Origin of the sequence: Fusibacter sp. A1, assembly GCF_004125825.1 — a bacterium.
Lineage (GTDB): Bacteria > Bacillota > Clostridia > Peptostreptococcales > Acidaminobacteraceae > QQWI01.
Window position 1 is genome coordinate 114,137 of sequence record NZ_QQWI01000001.1, and the last position, 20,173, is coordinate 134,309.

A 20,173-nucleotide genomic window follows, 5' to 3' on the forward strand; every position below is an offset into this window, starting at 1 on the left:
CAGCACTCACATCAGAGGGTCTTCTTATGTTACAATTTAGATATCAATTAATGCAATCGGATATCTTAGGAGTGAGGACTCATCATGGACGATAAGTTTTTTACCGATGGACAGACCGCTTTTTCTTATCTTATCGATTCGATCGATCAGGCGAAAAGCACCATCGAAATTCAGATGTTTATCTGGCGCAACGACGAACTTGGAAATCTTATTGCAAGAGCTCTGCTTAGGGCTGCAGACCGCGGTGTACGTATTGTCGTTTCAGTCGATATGATGGGAAGCATCTTCGAATACGCTGAAGAAAGCAAACAATCCTTTTTTCACCATTCGATCCCCATGAAGCTAAAGTTTGGCGCATGGCTCCTTAATCACGGCTATCCGGTAAAGGGAAAACCGTCAGGCTTTAAACAGAAGGTTTCAGCGCTATCAAAAGCGATGAGTGATCATGACATGATCACGATCCTCGCTTCAACGCTACAGAAAAACCATTCAAAATACATGGTGATAGATGGCAGTCTTCTGATTATCAGCGGAATGAACATTGAGTACAAAGAGTGGAAACACGATTTATGCGGAAGAAAATATTATGACTATATGGTGGCATTCAGTAGTAGGGCTAAAGTGGAACAGTTCTATCAATCGCTTCAAAACGGTGGTGATGTGAATCGAAGCCTCTCGGATAGTGAGAACTCAGACATCGACTTCATCGTCAATGTCAATCACGAGGGCAAGTCCCTCTTCAATGCGAAAACAAGCTTGTTGGACCGATTGAATCAGGCCAAAACCAGTATTGACATCGTCATGGCCTATATCGGTGACCAGGATATTCTGAATGCGCTGACGCACCTTTCTCAGCAAGGTATCAAAATCAGACTTTACATTCCAGAAGCAGCAAACCTGCAAAATGATCTGAACCGGTACTATTTGAAGCAACTCATGAGATCGACCGAAAACCGCATCGACGTCTATCTATGCAAAAACATGATTCATGGCAAGCTGATCCTGATTGATAACAGCTATCTTACGTTCGGCTCCTTAAACCTCAACAGGCAGGCCATGAATTTACTTCAAGAAACCAATATCGGTTTTTATCCTAAGTCGTTTGGAATGTTATCCGCACTAAAAGAAAACATCATGAACATCGAGAAGGATTCTACTCCGATTGGCTCGTGGAGATCCATCGAATACAATAAAACCAGGTGCCGGCTAGAAAAAGTTTTTGAGGCTTTATAGGTCCTACCTTGTACAAGAGTATGAAGTGTTAGAAGGGAAGTCAGAGAATGGATAATTCAAAATATGAACTCTATCAAATGAACACAGAACGTGTGAAAGATGATGTACTTGAGAAAAACCGCTATCTAGAGCGCAAGTTATCTGAAAAGGAGCAAAGTTTCGAGTTGGTCAAGATGGTTCATTTTGATAAGTCTATTGATCTGAAAGTGCTCAACGATATCATCATCGGATGCACTGGTTGTCTGCATAGCGTCATGTTATATCAACACCAGGTCATCACCGATCTTGACAAGCAATCCGACTTATACATGCAGATTATCGACAACAAGGACGAACTAACAGGTCATGATGGATTTTTTGTCGCAGATAATGTGATTCCTGAGTTTACTGTCGTCGTCTATCCGGTGGAGACCTCCGACTTACTGGCAGAAAGCAGCCAAGTGGTCAAACATATCTTCATGCTCTACCCTAATCGGTTTATGAATGTCGAGGTGCTTGATTTTGTAAAATCCTTTATGATTGTAAACGATGTTCTGATCAATATCGTTCTCACACGTTCAAAAATGCTTGATCTGATTGAAACAGATCCTATGACATCCGTGCTTAACCGGTCTTCATGGGCCGATAACCTGACAAATCTCGTTGGACTTAACGAACCCTTCTTCATGCTTTTTTTCGATCTTGACAACTTTAAGAACATTAACGATACCCTCGGCCACCAAGCAGGTGACGAGGTGCTGATCAATGTCAGCACTTGGCTTAGAAGCACGTTCAGAGGTTCCGATAAGATCTTCAGACTAGGTGGCGACGAGTTCGCTGTCACAGGCAGCATCAACATCGAGCAAGTGGATGGATTGGTCACAAAACTAAAAACACTGAACTCGCGCTTCAACCGCTCCATTCAAGCAAAGGTCTCAGAACCCATCTCCGTGTCCATAGGAGCCCTGATCGCTCATAAGAAATACACAGAAAACGAACTCTACACGAAGGTGGACAACTTACTGTATCAGTCAAAGCAAAAAGGTAGAGATACGATCACACTGATCCTTGAACTACCCAACTGAAAATAATTTTTCCGCATTTAAAAGGAGTCATCGATAACTTAGTCGATAACTCCTTTTTTTAGACTTTAGGCCCTAAAACAACATAAAACACAGCGATGCGATTACCGTAAGCGGTAGTGCGTAAAGAACAAGCCAAGCTGCGGATATCCCATTTTTGAAATGATGTTTCAAAAGTGATTGGGCGATAGGATTCGGTGAATTCGCAATAAGCGTCAATCCGCCTCCTGTCACTGCTCCTGCAACCACAGCGTATTTCATCGAGTCAGTCAGTGATGGCACAAGACTGCTTAGGTAGGTGATTGAAGCATTGTCGTTGAACGAGGTCAGAACAATCGCTACCACATGCAAGGGACCTTCGCTGAGATTGCTCAGCACCGGCTGAATCCACCATCCCTGCAGTCCGCCGTGAACGACAAGTCCTGAAAGGAAAAATGCTACCATGAGGGCAGGCTTTAGATCCATCCTGTTCTGATAAAATGCAGACACTTGGAAAAATCCGAGATAAAAGAGAAATCCAGCGATAAAGAGAATGGGTTCGTGTGCGTTTCAAGGGTGCATAACATAAAGAAGATATGCATCGCCATAATCCAGTAAGGCACCTTGTCATCCCTACTGTTCCAGTTGGGGTCCCTATACAGGGGCCGCTGCTCGTTGGGGAGAAGTCCAGGAATCGTTCGTTTCATTTCGTCCAATTTGATATTTTCAAAACGTTGGTCGAGCGTATGTGAAATATTATATCTAATCAGTTCCTCGTCGCTTAACACGTCCATGGCTTCGGACTTGATTTTTTCTTTGATATCCGCACTTACCTGTAAAAACCTGTCGGTAAAACCAAGGCTTTCATCAATTTTGTGTTCTTCAGAGTCAAATATCGTCTCAAGTTTTTTCTTGCTGATGAACTTTCGTTGTATATACTTCTGATACTGGTTGGTCTCAAATGACGTTTTCAAGCCCAGAAGCTCTTTTTTAAACAGGAAAAAGAAGAAGACATTGTTGAGCGTGATCGCTAGAATCGCTTTCCAACCGAAGTTCAAGAGCATGAAGGCATTGCTCCAATCCCATGCTCCTGCGACCATCAGAATCGGCGGTGAAGCGAAGTTGGAGAGCGTTCCCCCTATGGAAATATTGACAAGTAGCAGAGAGAGCATTCCATATTTGATCTTTTTAGATGGATTCAAGACAAAGAACTTTTCAGACAGCAGCATTGCCGTAACAACCATGGCAGCGGGCTCGGTGATGAAAGAACCAAGTAACGGACCAAGCGTCAGTATTGTAAACCACCATGCTTCAAGCGAACCGCCAAATAGCTTGACGACCCTCCACAAAATCAACTCGAACAGTTTCAAAATCGGTCTGCTGGATGCCATGGTCATGATCACAATAATCAGGAGAGGTTCGACATAGCGGGCACTGCTCACGTATTCCACAAATGTGTGCCAGTCATAATAAAAAGTAGTTCCTATACCAAGTACAATGGTCCATATGCCAAAAACAGCTTCAATTTCTCCACAAAAGTGGAGCAGTCCGGCCATCATGGAGGTGGCCATGGGATCCACAAGTCCCTTGATTTTTTTTTCTTCAAACAGGTGGTGGTAATGTTCCGCCTTTTTGTTAAACCAGCTTGTAGAAAAGGAATGAAGGATCGCCAAGATAAACACGACCGTCGCAAAAAGATTGAAGGGCTCTAGTTCTATTCGATGGGCGAGCATCTCAAGTATGCCCGAAAGGTTCGCATCGTCATATGCATCTATGGGTACTGGAATTTTAGTAAGTATCATAACTAAGTTTAACAAGACAATACCTCCAAACCTTCATTTATCGAATATCTGCTTCATTGTTACCCTAAATTAACGGATTAACGTCAATAAAAATAAAAACCAGCAGGTACGTAATCTTAAACGTAACTGCTGGTTCCATATGGTATATGATTGGGACTGGTCAACTAAAGGTGTTCCAACCACAGAGCGGAGCTTATCCTCTTTAGGTGATCAGACTATGAAAGATTTACAAGCTCCAATAAAGTTTCATTGATCGATTTGATGCCTTCTATATCCCTGTTGATTTCATTACTTTGATTGAGCTGAATATGTGTCTGTTGATTTACATTTTCAAAAGTCGCGACATTTTCCTCTAGAATTGCGGCGATCGAAGTCAGATTGCTTTCAACGGAGTTGAACGTCTCAAAGATATGGTCCAAGGACTCGTATTGTGATATCAGTTTACCGTCTACGACACTAAAACTCTCACTCATCTTGATAAAGACGTCTCTGAGTATTTGCATCTGTGACTGCCCTAGTCTTATCGCTTCCTGACCCTTTGTGATACTCTCGATCGCATGCTTCGAAGATTGGTCAAGCGAGTTTACGCTAAGCCTGATGTCACCGGCGAACTTAGAACTTTCATCAGATAGTTTTCTCACCTCATCGGCAACTACCGCAAAACCTCGTCCATGCTCTCCTGCACGCGCGGCTTCGATAGAAGCGTTCAGTGCAAGCAGGCTGGTTTGCTCGGCGATTGCAGAAATTCCATTGAGGAACTCCATGATCTCATTCATTCTTCTTCCCAGTTCAGATGTCGTATCATAAGCGTTTGTAATCGCATCGGTGATCACAGCCATCTGCTGGTCTAGATGAAGGATGGTATCGTCGCTTGAGCTGACATATTCTTTTGTGGCATTAAAACTGATTTCAATCTCCTTAATGGAGTCATGCGCGCCTTTAATCACAGGAGTCGATTGGGTCATCGTCTCACTGATCGCTATGGTTTGCTTAGATGCGTCATGAGCACTTAAGGTCAGTTCATTCATCGCTTCAGAGATTGACGCTGAACTTTCAAGCGACTGCTGGATCGATGTGACGCCTGTCCCTGTCTTTTCTTCCAAATCACTTGAAAGTACTTTAATCTTACTAAAAGTGTCACTTAACTTCTCATGATTCCCTTTGCTTTCGAGTTGTGAAGCTTCAGCCTTCGAAAGTGTCTGCTGGCCCCAATAGGTCAACAGAATCAACACGATAATCGATGAAATATAGGTTCCAAGATAGGCGACGAACTCACCTAATCGGATATCGTCTCCTAAAAGTCCAGTTGGATTGATCAGATAGATGACCAGGAGTGCTATCGAGGTCAGTATACCAAAAATAACTGTATCTTTTACTCTAAAATAAAGGGCCATCATGATGTTTGCCAGTATGTAAGCGTTAAACATTCTCGGTATTCCATCATTCACGATTGAAACACCTATCGCAGCGACAAAGGGAATCGAAACCAACAAGACCTCTTTCACTCGATTTGGTATCGGTAGAGCGAAGAGAATCGATGAAACGATACCTGTGCCTAGGGTGACTTTTAGAATACTTATACCATATTCAACTCCACCGTTTAAAAATGCGACACTAGTCAAGATAACAATGAATAACCAAATAAGACCTAAATTTGCCGCCTGTTGCTTTGTTGGTTTTATCATTTTACGCCTCCGGTAAACAATATTTCCATTGATTACAGTTTATCATAACAATCCGTTCTGTCACCTGTTAATTCTTCACAAAGGATTCGCCTTTCTTCTACCATTCACTGAGCTAATGTAATATTTCTTTTACAAAGCTTACCCCCATCATCATCCCTTCAACTCCTCCAAAATGATGAACTTGGGTCTCTACTTCTTCCTTCACAGCACGACATTCACAAATAAGGAACCTTCATACGTTCACCTCCAGAATTCGAATAGACGCTCCATCGTATAGAGGTGCCCACTCAGCTCCTCTGACAGCCACTGAGGATGAATAAAAGAATACACCTGTGAAAAGTTTATAAGCAAACTCAGCATCACACTCACTGCAAACACCCATGTCACGATATGATTCACGCCCTTGTTCTTCGAATGAATATATAGAGTAAAAATAATGGCAAGTGCACCCAGCACCAACTGCCATGAAAAATCGGCATTATAGCGAATCGCATATCCGAATTTCCAAAGTGTTACGATGATCGCAATCGGAGCGACCACTGAAAACAAACCTACCGAAACGAGCGCTTTTCTCCTCTGCTTATGGGCAATCTTCTGATATGCTTTTCTAGAAAAGGCATAAGCAAACATGGGAAGCCCTCTAAAAAGAATCCCGATGGAGATTGCGTTCAATTGCATATTATCAACATAATTGTATCCGTTAAGATTGAGCCGCTGAAAACTTGAAAATACAAATGGAAACTTTGGCAATAAGCTGGGCATGGCAAGCAAGTAATTGAATAGATTGACTGACATTTGTTGAATGTGGAACTCCATATTGGTTAAGTCGTTAACCGTTAAGTAGTAGTTGACACCGAACTCAAAAATGGAATCAAATCTTGTGTAATTATAAAACATCTGAAATCCACCAAAAAACATATACGGCAACAGGCTTGCAGCTACGTAGCCAAGCACTGAAGGGATTCTGCTTTTACCGGATTTTTCTTGCTCTTTTATCAGTTTAGAAAGCCCCATATACAATGCAGGAAGTGTCGCGATGCAGTAAAGTGCAAGTGTCGGTCTTGATAGAACTGCAAGGGATAACATAGTCGTAGCAATAAAAACGCGAAGTGCTGATATCCTCCCTTTGGACAGGACGTTGGATGCCAGAAAATAATAGATCCCCATCGTTAAGAAGGCGAATCCCGAAGCGATCGAGATTTCATAGATTAGTGGTCTGGCAACACTAAACCATATGCCAGAAGACGCCTGCAATACCAACAGGCCCATCATTGCCATATTGGTTCTAAGACGCCAAAACCACTTGCTTAAAACAAACATGTAGATCTTCGATAAATAAAGTATCCCGATAGCACTAAAAATGAATACGAACCAATTCGATGGAAAATAGAAGCCTGTCAGAAGATGATAAGGCATGAACACAAGCACGACAGGTGCGATGCCAAAATAGGAGTAATAGCTTCCGTCATAAAGCCCGTGATCCCATAAAAAGTTCACTTTTGCATTATTCCTTTGTCCCCAATCATACGGATTTTCAAGTGCAAGCAGTTCATCAGATGGTTTCTGTAGCAACTCGAACTGGCCTGCTTCAAAGGCATCCACAAGTTCTTGAGTGATCTGATTGCCTGATGTTGACCTGAAATCCTCTATTAAGGAACTATCACTTCTACTGTTATACCCTTCAGTAATAAAAAATGCGAGGATAATCATAAAAATAGTTATGTAATCGGCGATACGGTAGCTAAGTAGCTTATTTTTTTCTACAGATCTCTTAAGAATGTTAGAACGCACTGAAGCATGGTAAAGAAGCAAAACGCTTAGCCCTACCAAAATCCTTAGCAGTGAGAAATGAAATGGTATCGGTCTATTGATAATCAGCTGATTTAACAATAATCTTTCATCCTGTCTTAGGTTGAAAATCAATTTCAACTTACCAACATCTCCCGAAAAGTGACATGGGATGATCTGGCTTCTTTCATCGCCCCTAATGATTGTCATTGTTACATTTCCGGTACGGTAGTTGACAGTCGTTTCATCCGAATAATGAATTTGGACCGTATTCAGAATTTTCATATTGATCGTATCCACACCGATAAACAGTGTTTTGACCGGCCTATCCACATCAAGAAATTCAACCGTTACTTCACCCGAAGCCTGGTTCATTATTGAGCCGTTCTCCAAAACAAATGCATTAGTGAGAACTGCACGGTCCAGCAGAAGGTCTTCTTCTTTGGCATCCGTAAAAAGCACCGAATACGCATTAAAATTGAATACGATTACTTCAAGAAAAACTAAGGTAATCATACTTTTCAGTAAAAACCTAAAAAAAGAATTTCTCTTATTTGACTCATTATTCATAAATACCAGCTCCCTAATTCGTCAAATACCCACGTTTTTCTACTTTTACCCTAATTAGCATGATTATATTCCTCAGTTTCATTCCAAAAGCGAAAAAAAAGAACGGGCATGATAGGTTTCGCATGCCCGCTCTGTCTCGTTTTGTCATCAAACATGTATAAATCAAATAGGTGTATTTCTTATCTACGTACGATTCCGTGATAGTTTAAGAACACAATTACCGCTTTATTTCGTTCCTCTTCCAGTTCAAAGTGCGAAGCGAAATAATTATCGAGCACGGTCCACTCATTTTGGTCAACACCGCCTTCTACAAGACCACCAAGAAAATCGATGTCCTCACTGAAAATACTCAAATATAGTTCCTGATAATCCTCTGAGTCCATTTTTTTTGCATTGAATCCACCTAACGAAACCGTTAGCTCATCAATCTTGACAAAATCATCTATCGCAGCACCTACATCCTTTGCGGAGAAGAATTCACCAAATTGCATCGTATCCGGAACAAGAAGTACCAGCGTTAGTACTATGATGATCGTACTTACACTCCAAATAAGAAAAATGTTTGGAATTTTCATGATATCGCCAGCTTTCTGTCTATGGATCAAAATGTAAAAAACTTCATTGATTTGGTATTCTTATATATACCCCTAAGCATTCACCATTAACCAGTCAAAAAATAACAGAACCCCTCACCGATTAGTGTTTTTTTGAACCGTTTTTAGTGTACACTGCAACTATAGGATTTTTGTTTAGACAATATCAAAATGACATCTAGGAGAGAAGTATGAAAACCAACGACAGATACCAGCTGAAAATGGCTAGAAATTTACTCAACGAGCAAGTCTATACCACATCAAAACTGACAGAGGACCATTTCACATCACTAGTTCAGACCAGTCCAAATGTAAGTACACTCATTCATAACTTGATTGCTACCGCACCTGATGAAAACCTGCACCGAATATTCGTTATCATAAAAAGTTTCGACTGGGAATAACAGTCATAATAAAATCCGAGATTTCTCGGATTTCTCTTTTACGGTTAAAACTCGACGGTTACCTCCATGGTTATTAATGAAAGTCGCCAAATTATCGGTCCACGTAAAGATGCATCGTAATAGCGTTCCTGATATTCAACAGCTAACACATCTGTAATGCCTATATCGACACCGTGAGCATATGTACAAGGTCAATCTCGTCACAAGAAACAGGATCATTGAAATGCCCCATTGACTCCGCGGCTCTTAAGATTTGCTCGTACTCACCATTAGCCCTCATCCGATGAAATAGACGCTATGGTGATCTAATATATGGATTCCCCTAGTCGAATACTCAATTTATAGTCGTGAATTGAACTTCTCAAGTAACGATCAAATAGCTTTGCCCCCTAAAAGGCGCCGGATCAAATATCGTATTGACCACATACGTTTTCTCCAATTCCCTATGGACAACGATCAAATCCCCCATCAACAGCTTCGCATTGGAGGCCTTTATCCTTATGCCCTTGCCAACTTGGTCGATAACCTCTATGCTGTGTCTGCCGTCAATTTTAAGCTGACCTAGCTTGGTACCAGGTTCAAAACTGAACACATCCGTTTTCATATTTTCAATGAATGCATCCAGACCTTCACTATAACATTCCTTTATCAAGCTGACAGAATCCGTGATGTCGTCATCATAATGGGTCCCGCCACATACATATCCGTATATCTCACCCGAAAAGCAAAATTTGCAATCCTCACACTTGCCTGACATGTAAAATTACTCCTTTTTTTAAATTCAAATCCACCTAATGAACTAATAATACCACTAAAGGAGCAAAGACTTTGATTTGAAATTTATGAATTAACTATGATGTCTTTTACAATACTATTCAAGAAGATACAAATGTTGATGAGTCACAAGGGCCTACTCCTATAGTTGAATCCTGCTTATAATAAAAAAAAGCTGCTCGGATTCAACTAAGTTTATCCAAACAGCCTTATCGACTAGTCTTACCTATTCCATTTTCTCGTACTTATCCATCATTTCACCCTTGGCGACTTGGATATTCTTAAGCGCCACATTAAATCGGGCGACGTATTTTTCAAGCATGCCAAGCTCATAGTCGTCCACAACAGAAATCGCCATCCCAGGCTTGCCATGTCTGCCGGTTCTACCGATTCGGTGCATATAATCGTCCTGCGATACAGGCATGTCAAAATTGATGACGTGAGTGACCCCTTTAATATCAAGGCCTCTCGATGCCATTTCAGAAGTGACGAGTAGTGTCACTTTACCAGTTGTAAACTCCTTCATGGCCTTTGCTCTTTCTTCTTTGGACTGATTTCCAAAGAGAGATGTCGTAGGGTAATGATGATAGTTTAGTTTTGAAGTCACATCTTGAATCAGTTCGTTCTTATTCACAAAGATGATGCATCTGGTGGGTTTTACCGCTGAAACGAGTTTACGTATGTTCTCCACTTTCTTACGGCTATCGCATAACCAGTAGGCATGTGCCACCAAAGGATTGAGTACGCCAGCCTCTACCACCAGAAGATCAGGTGACTTCATCATTTCCTCAGCGCGGGTACGACTTCTATCAGACAAAGATGCCGAAAACAAGAGCAGCTGCCTGTCCCTTTGCGTCGTCTTGATGATAGCCTTCAGGTCCTTGATATGCGAATCCTCAAGTAATTTGTCGCCCTCATCCAGCACAATCGTCTTCACAAAATGGGTTTTAAGCTTTTTAAGCTTCACAAGATCCAGCATACGGCCTGCCGAGCCTACTAGGATATGCGGCTTTTCCTTTAGCGCATCTGCCTGACGGCTAAGCTTAACGCCACCAATAAGGGCCTGAGACCGAATGTCCACCCCTGCAGCCTTCACAAGCAGCTTAATCTGCTCATTGATTTGCAGTGACAACTCGTGTGTCGGAGTTAAAATTACTACCTGCAGATTCTTACTCGTCACATCGATTTTGTGAAAGAGCGGCAGCAAATAGGCGAATGTCTTACCAGACCCCGTCATCGCCTGCGCGATCAGATCGCCACCTTCACTGACAAGACCAAAACTCTGGGCCTGAATAGGTGTCGCCTCACTAATGTTCAATTTTGCCAAAGCCTCTATCCACGGCGCCTGAGCACCGATAGTTTCAAATCCTTGATTATTCAAATCCTACCTTCTTTCTCTTCCTCTATCTAAATGCAGATATAAATTCATCCACACTAAGCAACTTCACTAATACCTCTTTGCCTAATCGCTTATTATACACCCATACTCCCGCTTCTTCAATCCTAAATCCATAAAAGAGTAATTCCTAGTCCACATTGTCCAGCTAGACCCTGTGTCTCCCCCACACTCCGTACGGGTAGGCCTTGTGTCTACCCTCCTATTTGCACCCAAATTACATCAATCACACAAATCAAATTCCACAACGACCAGTAACATTTTTTCAACTTCAACTCCTCAAAAAAAGAGCCCATCACCTGGACTCTTAATTCTAAGTTCCTAATTCATTAACTCATAAGCTTCACGATGCAATCTAAAAATCTCACTGTGTCCAAAAGTCGTTGGATGTGGATCGTTAAATAGGAAGTTGTCATAAAATCGAACGACATCGATTTTATTTGCGCTTTCAAACTCCGAATAAACGTCTACAACCTTGTAGTTCCCTGTAACAGCATAATCCCAAATCAGAGTATTGATTCCTTCACCTTCATTTTCGAGAGTGAAAATATTACATCCATTCTTCTTGGTTTTACATCTTTCTCAGAAGGAAGCTGATACGCTCCGAGACATATTTTCCGTTTTTTTGAAGTTCTATAAAACTCAGACCATGTCTTCGATGGCGAGGATTGTTTCCCTGCCTAGGTTTTTTAGGACTTTTTTGCATGTATGATCTCGAGTAGCTCGCATGGTCGTCTTGCTGAGCTTTATACTTTTATTAACTAAATGATATTTGTCTCAGAGGCTTCTGCAATTACGTCAATGTATCTATTTACATCACTAGCATTTAATAACTTCAATATCACTTTCTTTTTTAAGAACTTAACATTAGACGATTTTCTAATATAGCGTTCAAAATCTACATCTTCAGATTTCATATTTGCAATATACTTAGTGGCTGACTCATGATGTGACTTTAAAGATGCATAGATGCAATGTAAGCAAATACTGATTATTGGTTTTACGTCATCCTCACCAAAATAGGATATGAAAAACTCAATTTTGCCAGCTCGCATAAATGGAATTATTTCTCGCCATAAGTCTTTCAAGTCTTCATCTTTGATTATTTTATCAACATATAATTTTTGCATGCGCCTAAAAATAATTAGCGTTTCATGAAGCAATGTAGTTCCTACCAATTCAATATGCTGATCAGTATTTCTAATTCGAACAAAACGTTGATTACCATCAATAGAGATATTCTCTTTTTTGAACATGTCCCAAGCAGATTCGTCATGCAGTATTGTTCTATACATAACCGTTTGACATTTAAAATCATTATTCAGATTTGATGATTTTGCTTCCTCACGCATCAATAAATCATTGATTGTGTCTTCAATTTCTTTTACCATAGAATGTCGTTCACGATTATTCTGCATTCTATGGAGCACTATATATGCGACAAAAGCTCCAATAGCTGCGTAAATCCAGTTAATGATATCACCAATGCTAATTAAATTTTCGATTAGTACTTTCATTTAAACTCCTTTACTGAATCGCTAGTTAAAGTTCACTTATACAAGAATATATTGCAAAACATATAGTAGCTGATGAGCTCAGCTACTATCCAAAAGCATATTATCAATATCTACTTAAATTCAATTTCGTATATTTTCCACTGTTCATTGTACCGAATCACAACGTCGATACCAAGCGTGCTCATTATCTCTGTAAAGTTGACCATAGTTCCCGACATCGACTTTGCATCCAGGTCGTAATAGTTCACTTTGTCAAACGCCTCACCATAAGTGGTAGTGCCATTTGTCAGCTGAGTAATTGTCGTATTGAAGGTTTTATCAAATGAGTTATGGCTTATTGCCACATTCATCACCTCACCAATTTTATCAACCCCAGAAAAAAGTGCCGAACCAGTCAATTTCATGTGCTCAGCTTCCTGCTCCAAAGCTGTGCCTTTTACATTTGGGTTCGAGTCTTCAAGGTAACTAATGCTCTGTTTTGTTACAGCACTTATGTTCACGAGAGTCTTCAAATCGTCTAAACTGCTGATCATCAGCTCACTGCTAGTCATATTACTATTAACAAGAACAGCATCATTCAGTTCAATTTTATATAACTCGTCATCTAAGTTCAGATAAATTCTGTCGTTATCCAGTTCGCTAAACCATTTTATATGCTCATTATTCTTAAGATATCTGCTGACTAACACAAGTGCCTGCTCGTTTGATGCAAGCGTGCCAGGTGCAAACTTGTTTTCACCGACACCGCTGATCATACCAAGATTGTAGGCTACTGCGATACTCTCTTTCGCCCAACTGCTGATAGTAATGTCATCAGCAAATACATGTGGCGAAACTTCTCCGTCTATAGTTAGTCCTGATTTAACTAGCGTTCTTACTAAGATCGTCGCCATTTGCTCACGGTTTAGTGCTATATCAGGACCAAACATGTTTTCAGCAATTCCATAGGTAATCCCGATACTTGCAGCCTTTAGCACATTTGGATTTGTAGAATCCTTAAAGCTCACTTCAGGATCTATCATTACCTTTTCATTTTTCAAGAACTCATAAAGCGGAACCATGATATCGATAAAACGTTCTCTAGTAATTGATTCCTTATATAGAGAAAAAGATGAATCATTTAGAATGCTAGACTGGTACAACTCATTGATTTCTCGTTCAGCCCAGCTTGAGGTAGACTTATTGTTACTGAGTGTTGCTTCGTTAGTCGTATTTTTATATCCATCAAGTAGTTCTGACTTACTCGGTATTTTGCCAAAATCAATCTGCTCTGTTCGGATATATACCGACTGGTTTGAATCAGCATCGTCAAACTTTTCATCAAAAAGAAAGACTGTTGTAAAATCACCTTGTTCAAATAGATCTTTTTTCACAGTATAAGTGATCTTCCCCTGCTCATATTGCAAATTCTCATGATCCAACCAAGACACCATATATAAGTCGCCCTGGTGGATTAAAGAATGATGTTTTAGGAACGGTAGTACCGTTCCTGACTACTTCTGCAAGTTTGCCATTGCTATACAACAAGGTGAATACATAGTCGTCCTGATCACGATATACATATACGCCTTCAATTTTAATACTACCTGGATAATCCGAATTGAACTGGAGCCCTGTAATTTCAAACCCATATTTTGATTCATTGTTTAATGGCTGGTCTGCAAATGCAACTGTAGATAATAGAATAATTAGTATAAGTATGATTGCTTTTTTCATTGTGTCCTCACTTGTTATTGTCATTATTGTGTCTAAATTAAGTGTAGTTGTGTAAGATTTGAACTTGCTTCAATTGCCCTATGAATCCTCCTTAAATCATATAATAAAGTAACACATAATATGCCAAATACAACAATTATTGAACTGTTAGTAATGTGCTTTGGCTATTTGATAAAAAAGCCACTGTCTTATAAACATTAATGGTTTTTGTCGTTTTTACGAGATTAAAATTCTTTTTGATTGCTTATTGACTTATTTATGTATCCTATTCGCTTTTTAACATCTCAATTTTTTTATAACAAAATATTACATGTGGCATGTATAAAAAGCCCTTACTTTTTAAGAGTAAGGGCTTTGTGAGCTTACTTGTAGTTTAAATGACCTTCTGGATCTTGCATAAACTCTTTTAGGTAATCCATTACGTCTTCTTTTAGTTCTGCTCTTCTTAATGCGAATTCTAGGGTTGCTTGAACGAATCCTAGTTGATGTCCGATGTCGTATCTTTTGCCGCTAAAGTTGTAGGCGTAAACCGCTTCGTCTTTTGCCTGGCGCTTTAGGGCGTCTGTCAGCTGAATTTCGCCACCTGCTCCTGGTGTTTGGTCTTCTAGGTATTTGAAGATACTTGGCGAAATGACGTATCTTCCTAGAACAGCAGTTTGACTTGGTGCATCTTCTTGCTTTGGTTTTTCAACCATGTCGTTGACTCTGCCAAGTCTTGCGTCGATATCTGTCTTATCGATGATGCCGTACTTGCTTACTTCGCTTAGTTCTACCTGTTGAACACCTAGCACTGTGCCCCCCATCGCTTCGTACTGGTTGATCAGTTGCCCGATAGCGGGTTGTTCTGAAACGACAACGTCGTCTCCAAGCAGTACTGCGAAAGGTTCATTGCCGATAAAGTGCTTAGCGCATAATATTGCGTGTCCTAGACCTTTTGGATCGATCTGTCTTATGTAATGTATGTTTGCCATACCTGTACTCGCCTGGACTGTAGCCAATTGGTCGAGCTTGTTGCCTTCTTGTAGTCTGAGCTCTAGCTCGATGTTTCTGTCAAAGTGATTTTCGATAGCATGTTTGCCGCGACCTGTGATGATGATGATATCTTCAATGCCAGCTGCGACCGCTTCTTCGACAATATATTGAATGGTAGGCTTATCTACAATCGGTAGCATCTCTTTTGGTTGGGCTTTTGTTGCCGGCAAAAATCTTGTGCCAAGTCCTGCAGCTGGAATAACCGCTTTAGTGATTTTCATTAAATTCTCCCTATAACTGAATTTTATTGTCATTCTTTTTTATTGTATGTAAGTATCTAGACCTAGTCAATCGATTAACAAAATTTCATACTTAATTCATACTTTAAGAACTTTTATTACCATTTAAGTATAATCATAACCCAAGTATTTTACAGTTACTTACTTTTCACTGAATACCTTTAGAGAACCGAAATAGACTTCAGACCACGCTTTGATGCAAAATGCTTGTTATTTTTTTGCTGTTACATGCGTTTTTTTGAGTTTGCTTCCAGAAGCAGGGTATAAAATGGTTACAAACTAAATGGACTAAATATACTTTATTAGCCTTGATAGGAATCGAAAGAGAGTTGACTATGGATATTGTCATCATCGTCGGAGCATCCATTTTAATGCCACTGCTATTTGAAACTTTATGCGAAAAAAATATGATTCTTTATCTAAAGAGCGCACTTATTATGCTTTTAGCATCGATGATCTTATATCCATTTTTTGATTTGTCTTTTAATGTGCAACTGCTGTCATTTTCTATTGCAAGCATCTACCGTCTAAAAAATCCGCTTTGGGTATCTAAGGCGCTAATGATTTTAAGTACTGCGGCAACCGCCGAAATGATTCTATTATCTGCAATCGCCATTTTTAGTAATGTACCTGAGCTGATTCAAATGCCCTTCTATTTTTTTATTTTCAGCCCAATCTTCATATTACTCGAAATACACTTTAAACTTTTAGGAAAATGGCACGACCATTATACCACCTCAGCACTTCAATTTACTTTCTTCATTTTTCCACTGCATATTCTCCTGTTGCTTTATGTTGTACCTCTTTCGAATATCGTCATCGCCAGTCTTTCACTTGTTATTTGGTTTACGGACATGGTGATTATTGCTACTGCGCTTAGCATTGATTTACGCATTCGATATTACATCTCGCGCCAGCATCAAGTTTTCAGCAAATTAAATCCTCAACTCCTCGAAGTAATTCAAAGTGAAAGTGAAGTATTGCAAAGGATTGATCATGCTATAAATCAGCAGTACGATACTCCCCCTCCTGCCAATTTGGTTCATGAGTATTTGTCACAAAATATTTTGAAGCATTTAAGCAATAACGATTATATGAATGTAGTCAGCTACGGATTGCTCAATCAATATGACAACCTAAAACTTCATTTGGATTTTCCTGATGATTTTAGCGATTTTGACTTATTTGCAGCTTTTGTAGCACTTATCTCGGATATTTTTGCTGAGGTGTCCGACAGTAGCAGACTGACAATGTCATGGAATTACAAAGAGTCACCCTATTTTGTCGTAACGATTGATAACAATATACTACCAACTGCAGACTTGTCACGATTATTCAGTTCGAGCCTGACTGTTTTTAAAAGTCGCCATCTGAATCAACAGCTTATCAGAGTCTTTACCCTACAAAATGTCACAAGGAAATTAGGTTTTATTGTGGATATCAGCGATACCGATAAAGTGTACCTGACTTTTAAAAGAGAGGTGCGATCATGATAATCTATTCAGTATATAAAGTGATTTTCTTGACACTGATCGCCCAACTGGTTACTGGAGATATTTTAAAGCGGTGGGCCAAGTGGCTGCCCTATGTATTCGCCTATTTGATCTGTGACGGCACTGCAGTTTATTTAGAACACAATTATGTTATCACTGAATTTGTTCCTTTTTTGTTCTTCTCACTTGGTGAATCGTTACTGTTGATGGCTTTGTTCAACGTTCATTTTACTCGTGGATTCTTGCTGCATCTGGTCATCCTACCCGGCTATATTTTTCCTGAGGTCTTGTTTGGATTACTCAGCAGAGTGATTTTTTTACAAACTCGGACTGTAGAGTACTTAAGCCCACTAATTACTTTACTGAATTATATTCCGACTTATGCTCTGATTTTGCTCTTTAGAAAACAACTAAAGAAGTACATTGAGCAAATATTGGCTATTACTCCGGATTTCACGAGCTATATCTTTCTGGTCGGTCTTAATATGTGGTGGCTGCTGATTGTATTTTATGATGCACTTTTCAATTTGGGGTACCAAGAGAATAGAACAATCTATTTTCTGATTCATGTGTTGATCGTCGCACTCATAAATATCATCACTGCGAATATCATCCGACTTAAACATAGTAAGATAACCGATGAATCTATCCATTATCAGTTGAATACTAAAAAATCGATGATGGATGACTATTTAGCCCAAGTACATGACCTGAGAAATGTCGAACAGGTACTCACTGCTTATTCATCATCCGAAACTCCAAAAACCCTTATTGCGATCATGCTAGAACTTAAAGCACTAAAAGCCGAACGTGAAGGAATTAAGGTGTTGGAAGCTGAAGAAATCGCAGAAATGCTACTCGAAACAAACACTTCTTTGATCAATTCAATGGATTTTGCGGTTATTGTCGGTATCATGATGGATAGCGCCATCGACTGTGTGAACACTCATATTGAAGTGAACAACGAAATTAGGGTTGGAGTATCGCTACCTGAGTTGACACTCTTCATTGAAACTCAAGTTACCGAAGAGGCTACTCAAAAGCTACAACAGGTATTTGATGATAATTCCTCCTGTGATATCAGTAAACACGAAACTAATTTTGGCCTTAGCGCTGCAAAGCAATTGGCCGAAAAAAACAGTGCTGAGCTATCACTAAACATAAATGGTCCTTCTGCCCGACTATGCCTAAGTAGTAAAAGAACCTCTCTTAGTTAGGATTTAATATTTCGAAAGTATTACAACTTTATCCATTTTTAACGAAACACCAGTTGATAAATGCTGGTGTTCTTTTATTTTGAACACAGAACGGCAGTTGCGATTTTGTCAATATACCTTTTTGAGCAGTCTGCTTGCTGCATACTTGCAGGGCAAATCGCTTGATTTGCGACGAGCTATTTTATATGATGCCTTACAAAAGGAGGTATTATCATGAATGATCAGTTAAAAGACCCTATTTCGGGCAAAGTTATTTCGGCAGCAATTGAGGTGCACAGACAATTAGGGCGAGGACTAGACGCTAAGTTTTATAAGGTGGCCTTGTTTAAAGAAATGAAACTTAGAAGTGTGGATTGTATGATGGATAAGGAAAGTGATGTGCTATATAAGGGTGATGCGATCGGTAAACAAACCTTTGATCTGCTTGTTGATGATCTTGTAGTCAGTGTAAAAAACAGTCAGGAAACAGTAGATATCTTTATCCCTGAGATACGATCAAAAATTAAGGCGGCTAATAGGACTACAGCGCTTATCCTCAATTTTGGCCATTCCAGAATGCTCGATGGAGTGAAACGTGTCATGATAAAACAGAATTATGGTGACTAATGTCGAATTATTCGACATTCTTTTCACCTTTTTACTTCTTTATATGGACTGTTTTGTATAGCGTTTGCTGTGTTGTTTTGGTAGGATTTACTAAACGCTAAACTCAACCTCGGAGGTTTCTATGAAAAAAATTATTGCACTTATCCTAATGGTCTTACTAGTCAGTTCATCTCTAACCTTTGCACTTACTGATATAGATAGCCACTGGTCCAAACTATATGTAGACGATTTAATCACCCGTGGTGCCATCAATGGGTATCCTGATGGTTCATTTAAACCTGACAATAAAATATCGGTTGCCGCCTTCACAAAAATACTGGTTTCATCCATGGGCTATACAGCAATCGGCAATTCCCCCACAGGACACTGGGCGCAGCTTTATATGGATAAAGCAAAGGAATTAGGACTGATTACAAGATCGGAGACTGAATTTACTAAACTGGATTCTGACATCACACGGGGTCAAATAGCGCGAATGATCAGTAGAGCAATGACAGAAACCTTTGACGATTTAGATAGCTTCAAATCGCAGATTACAGACTACAACACAATCGCCTTTAAAGACCAGGCACCCGTTTTATTAATGTACCGAAGTGGAATTATCACAGGCTACACCGATGGTTCATTTAAAGATACCCAGCTCGCATCTCGCGGTGAGGCATCTACGATGCTTGTGAGATTTTTAGATGAAGGGGTTAGGAAGGTTCCTGAGATTGTAGTTGCTTATCAAAGTGATATTCAAATCGAAGAATTTGATGATCCTAACAAAGTTGCATTTAGTGTAATTATTGATATTTTTAGACCGTTAAATGATCAGTATGTTGATTTAAAATCCTATCTTCTAACAAAAGTTGATCAGAAAACTACATATGAGATTATTGAATATGTTAAGACTAAAACTAATCATCATGATTCACTACCTCTGAAATCGTTTGAATGGGGTAATTCCAAAATTCAAGTTGGTTCTAACATCAGTAACAGCTGGATTACAATAAGAGGATTATAATGCGTAAATGTATAACAATTGTATTTTTTGTGCTTATCTCTATTTCAATTTCTTATGCTACT

18 protein-coding genes are annotated in these 20,173 nt (G+C 39.7%); 7 read left to right on the plus strand and 11 right to left on the minus strand.

Features of this window, described 5'->3' with window-relative positions; genetic code table 11:
• Positions 1-84 precede the first annotated feature (84 nt).
• Together DWB64_RS00495 and DWB64_RS00500 are read left to right on the plus strand one after the other, a co-directional pair.
• Entirely contained in the window at positions 85-1,233 is a 1,149-nt protein-coding gene (locus DWB64_RS00495) for a phosphatidylserine/phosphatidylglycerophosphate/cardiolipin synthase family protein (RefSeq protein WP_129486213.1), read from the plus strand.
• A 47-nt stretch (positions 1,234-1,280) separates the two neighbouring features.
• Entirely contained in the window at positions 1,281-2,297 is a 1,017-nt protein-coding gene (locus DWB64_RS00500) for a GGDEF domain-containing protein (protein ID WP_129486214.1), read from the plus strand.
• 72 nt (positions 2,298-2,369) lie between these two features.
• Here DWB64_RS00500 and DWB64_RS00505 read toward each other — a convergent pair whose 3' ends face one another.
• The 5 genes from DWB64_RS00505 to DWB64_RS00525 form a co-directional block, all read right to left on the minus strand.
• Positions 2,370-2,783, minus strand: coding sequence for a putative Na+/H+ antiporter (locus tag DWB64_RS00505; RefSeq protein ID WP_243118929.1), 414 nt, complete (start codon positions 2,781-2,783; stop codon positions 2,370-2,372).
• Positions 2,750-4,090, minus strand: coding sequence for a putative Na+/H+ antiporter (locus DWB64_RS00510; RefSeq protein WP_129486216.1), 1,341 nt, complete (start codon positions 4,088-4,090; stop codon positions 2,750-2,752). Before DWB64_RS00510 ends, DWB64_RS00505 begins: the two co-directional genes overlap by 34 nt.
• A 200-nt stretch (positions 4,091-4,290) precedes the next feature.
• Complete coding sequence (locus DWB64_RS00515; RefSeq protein ID WP_129486217.1) at positions 4,291-5,760, minus strand: methyl-accepting chemotaxis protein; 1,470 nt, start codon at positions 5,758-5,760, stop codon at positions 4,291-4,293.
• A 240-nt stretch (positions 5,761-6,000) separates the two neighbouring features.
• Complete coding sequence (locus DWB64_RS00520; protein ID WP_129486218.1) at positions 6,001-8,118, minus strand: hypothetical protein; 2,118 nt, start codon at positions 8,116-8,118, stop codon at positions 6,001-6,003.
• 179 nt (positions 8,119-8,297) lie between these two features.
• Positions 8,298-8,693, minus strand: a complete 396-nt coding sequence (locus tag DWB64_RS00525) for a hypothetical protein (RefSeq protein WP_129486219.1) — start codon at positions 8,691-8,693, stop codon at positions 8,298-8,300.
• A gap of 209 nt (positions 8,694-8,902) precedes the next feature.
• Between DWB64_RS00525 and DWB64_RS00530 the strand changes: the two genes are divergently transcribed.
• Positions 8,903-9,115 carry a hypothetical protein gene (locus DWB64_RS00530; RefSeq protein ID WP_129486220.1) on the plus strand — a complete coding sequence of 71 codons (213 nt, stop codon included), beginning with the start codon at positions 8,903-8,905 and terminating at the stop codon, positions 9,113-9,115.
• Positions 9,116-9,476: 361 nt separating this feature from the next.
• On the opposite strand, the gene DWB64_RS00535 is transcribed toward DWB64_RS00530, so the two are convergent.
• The 6 genes from DWB64_RS00535 to galU form a co-directional block, all read right to left on the minus strand.
• Positions 9,477-9,872 carry a hypothetical protein gene (locus tag DWB64_RS00535; RefSeq protein WP_129486221.1) on the minus strand — a complete coding sequence of 132 codons (396 nt, stop codon included), beginning with the start codon at positions 9,870-9,872 and terminating at the stop codon, positions 9,477-9,479.
• A 243-nt stretch (positions 9,873-10,115) separates the two neighbouring features.
• Complete coding sequence (locus tag DWB64_RS00540) at positions 10,116-11,270, minus strand: DEAD/DEAH box helicase (RefSeq protein WP_129486222.1); 1,155 nt, start codon at positions 11,268-11,270, stop codon at positions 10,116-10,118.
• Positions 11,271-12,046: 776 nt separating this feature from the next.
• The gene (locus DWB64_RS00545; protein WP_129486223.1) at positions 12,047-12,802 is read right to left on the minus strand and encodes a hypothetical protein; all 756 of its coding nucleotides are present in this window, start codon (positions 12,800-12,802) and stop codon (positions 12,047-12,049) included.
• A gap of 110 nt (positions 12,803-12,912) precedes the next feature.
• Positions 12,913-14,175, minus strand: coding sequence for an S-layer homology domain-containing protein (locus DWB64_RS00550; protein ID WP_164980144.1), 1,263 nt, complete (start codon positions 14,173-14,175; stop codon positions 12,913-12,915).
• Positions 14,176-14,212: 37 nt separating this feature from the next.
• Entirely contained in the window at positions 14,213-14,518 is a 306-nt protein-coding gene (locus tag DWB64_RS00555) for a hypothetical protein (RefSeq protein ID WP_129486225.1), read from the minus strand.
• 362 nt (positions 14,519-14,880) lie between these two features.
• Positions 14,881-15,771, minus strand: coding sequence for a UTP--glucose-1-phosphate uridylyltransferase GalU (galU, locus tag DWB64_RS00560; RefSeq protein ID WP_129486226.1), 891 nt, complete (start codon positions 15,769-15,771; stop codon positions 14,881-14,883).
• Between the two features lie 353 nt (positions 15,772-16,124).
• Here galU and DWB64_RS00565 point away from each other — a divergent pair, with 353 nt between their 5' ends.
• The 4 genes from DWB64_RS00565 to DWB64_RS00580 all read left to right on the plus strand — a co-directional run bounded on the left by DWB64_RS00565 (position 16,125) and on the right by DWB64_RS00580 (position 20,111).
• Entirely contained in the window at positions 16,125-17,282 is a 1,158-nt protein-coding gene (locus DWB64_RS00565) for a hypothetical protein (RefSeq protein ID WP_129486227.1), read from the plus strand.
• Positions 17,279-18,499, plus strand: a complete 1,221-nt coding sequence (locus DWB64_RS00570) for a GHKL domain-containing protein (protein ID WP_129486228.1) — start codon at positions 17,279-17,281, stop codon at positions 18,497-18,499. Before DWB64_RS00565 ends, DWB64_RS00570 begins: the two co-directional genes overlap by 4 nt.
• Before the next feature lie 213 nt (positions 18,500-18,712).
• Positions 18,713-19,105 (plus strand): GxxExxY protein, encoded by a 393-nt coding sequence (locus DWB64_RS00575; protein WP_129486229.1) that lies wholly within the window; start codon positions 18,713-18,715, stop codon positions 19,103-19,105.
• Positions 19,106-19,226: 121 nt separating this feature from the next.
• Entirely contained in the window at positions 19,227-20,111 is an 885-nt protein-coding gene (locus DWB64_RS00580) for an S-layer homology domain-containing protein (RefSeq protein WP_129486230.1), read from the plus strand.
• Positions 20,112-20,173: the final 62 nt, after the last annotated feature.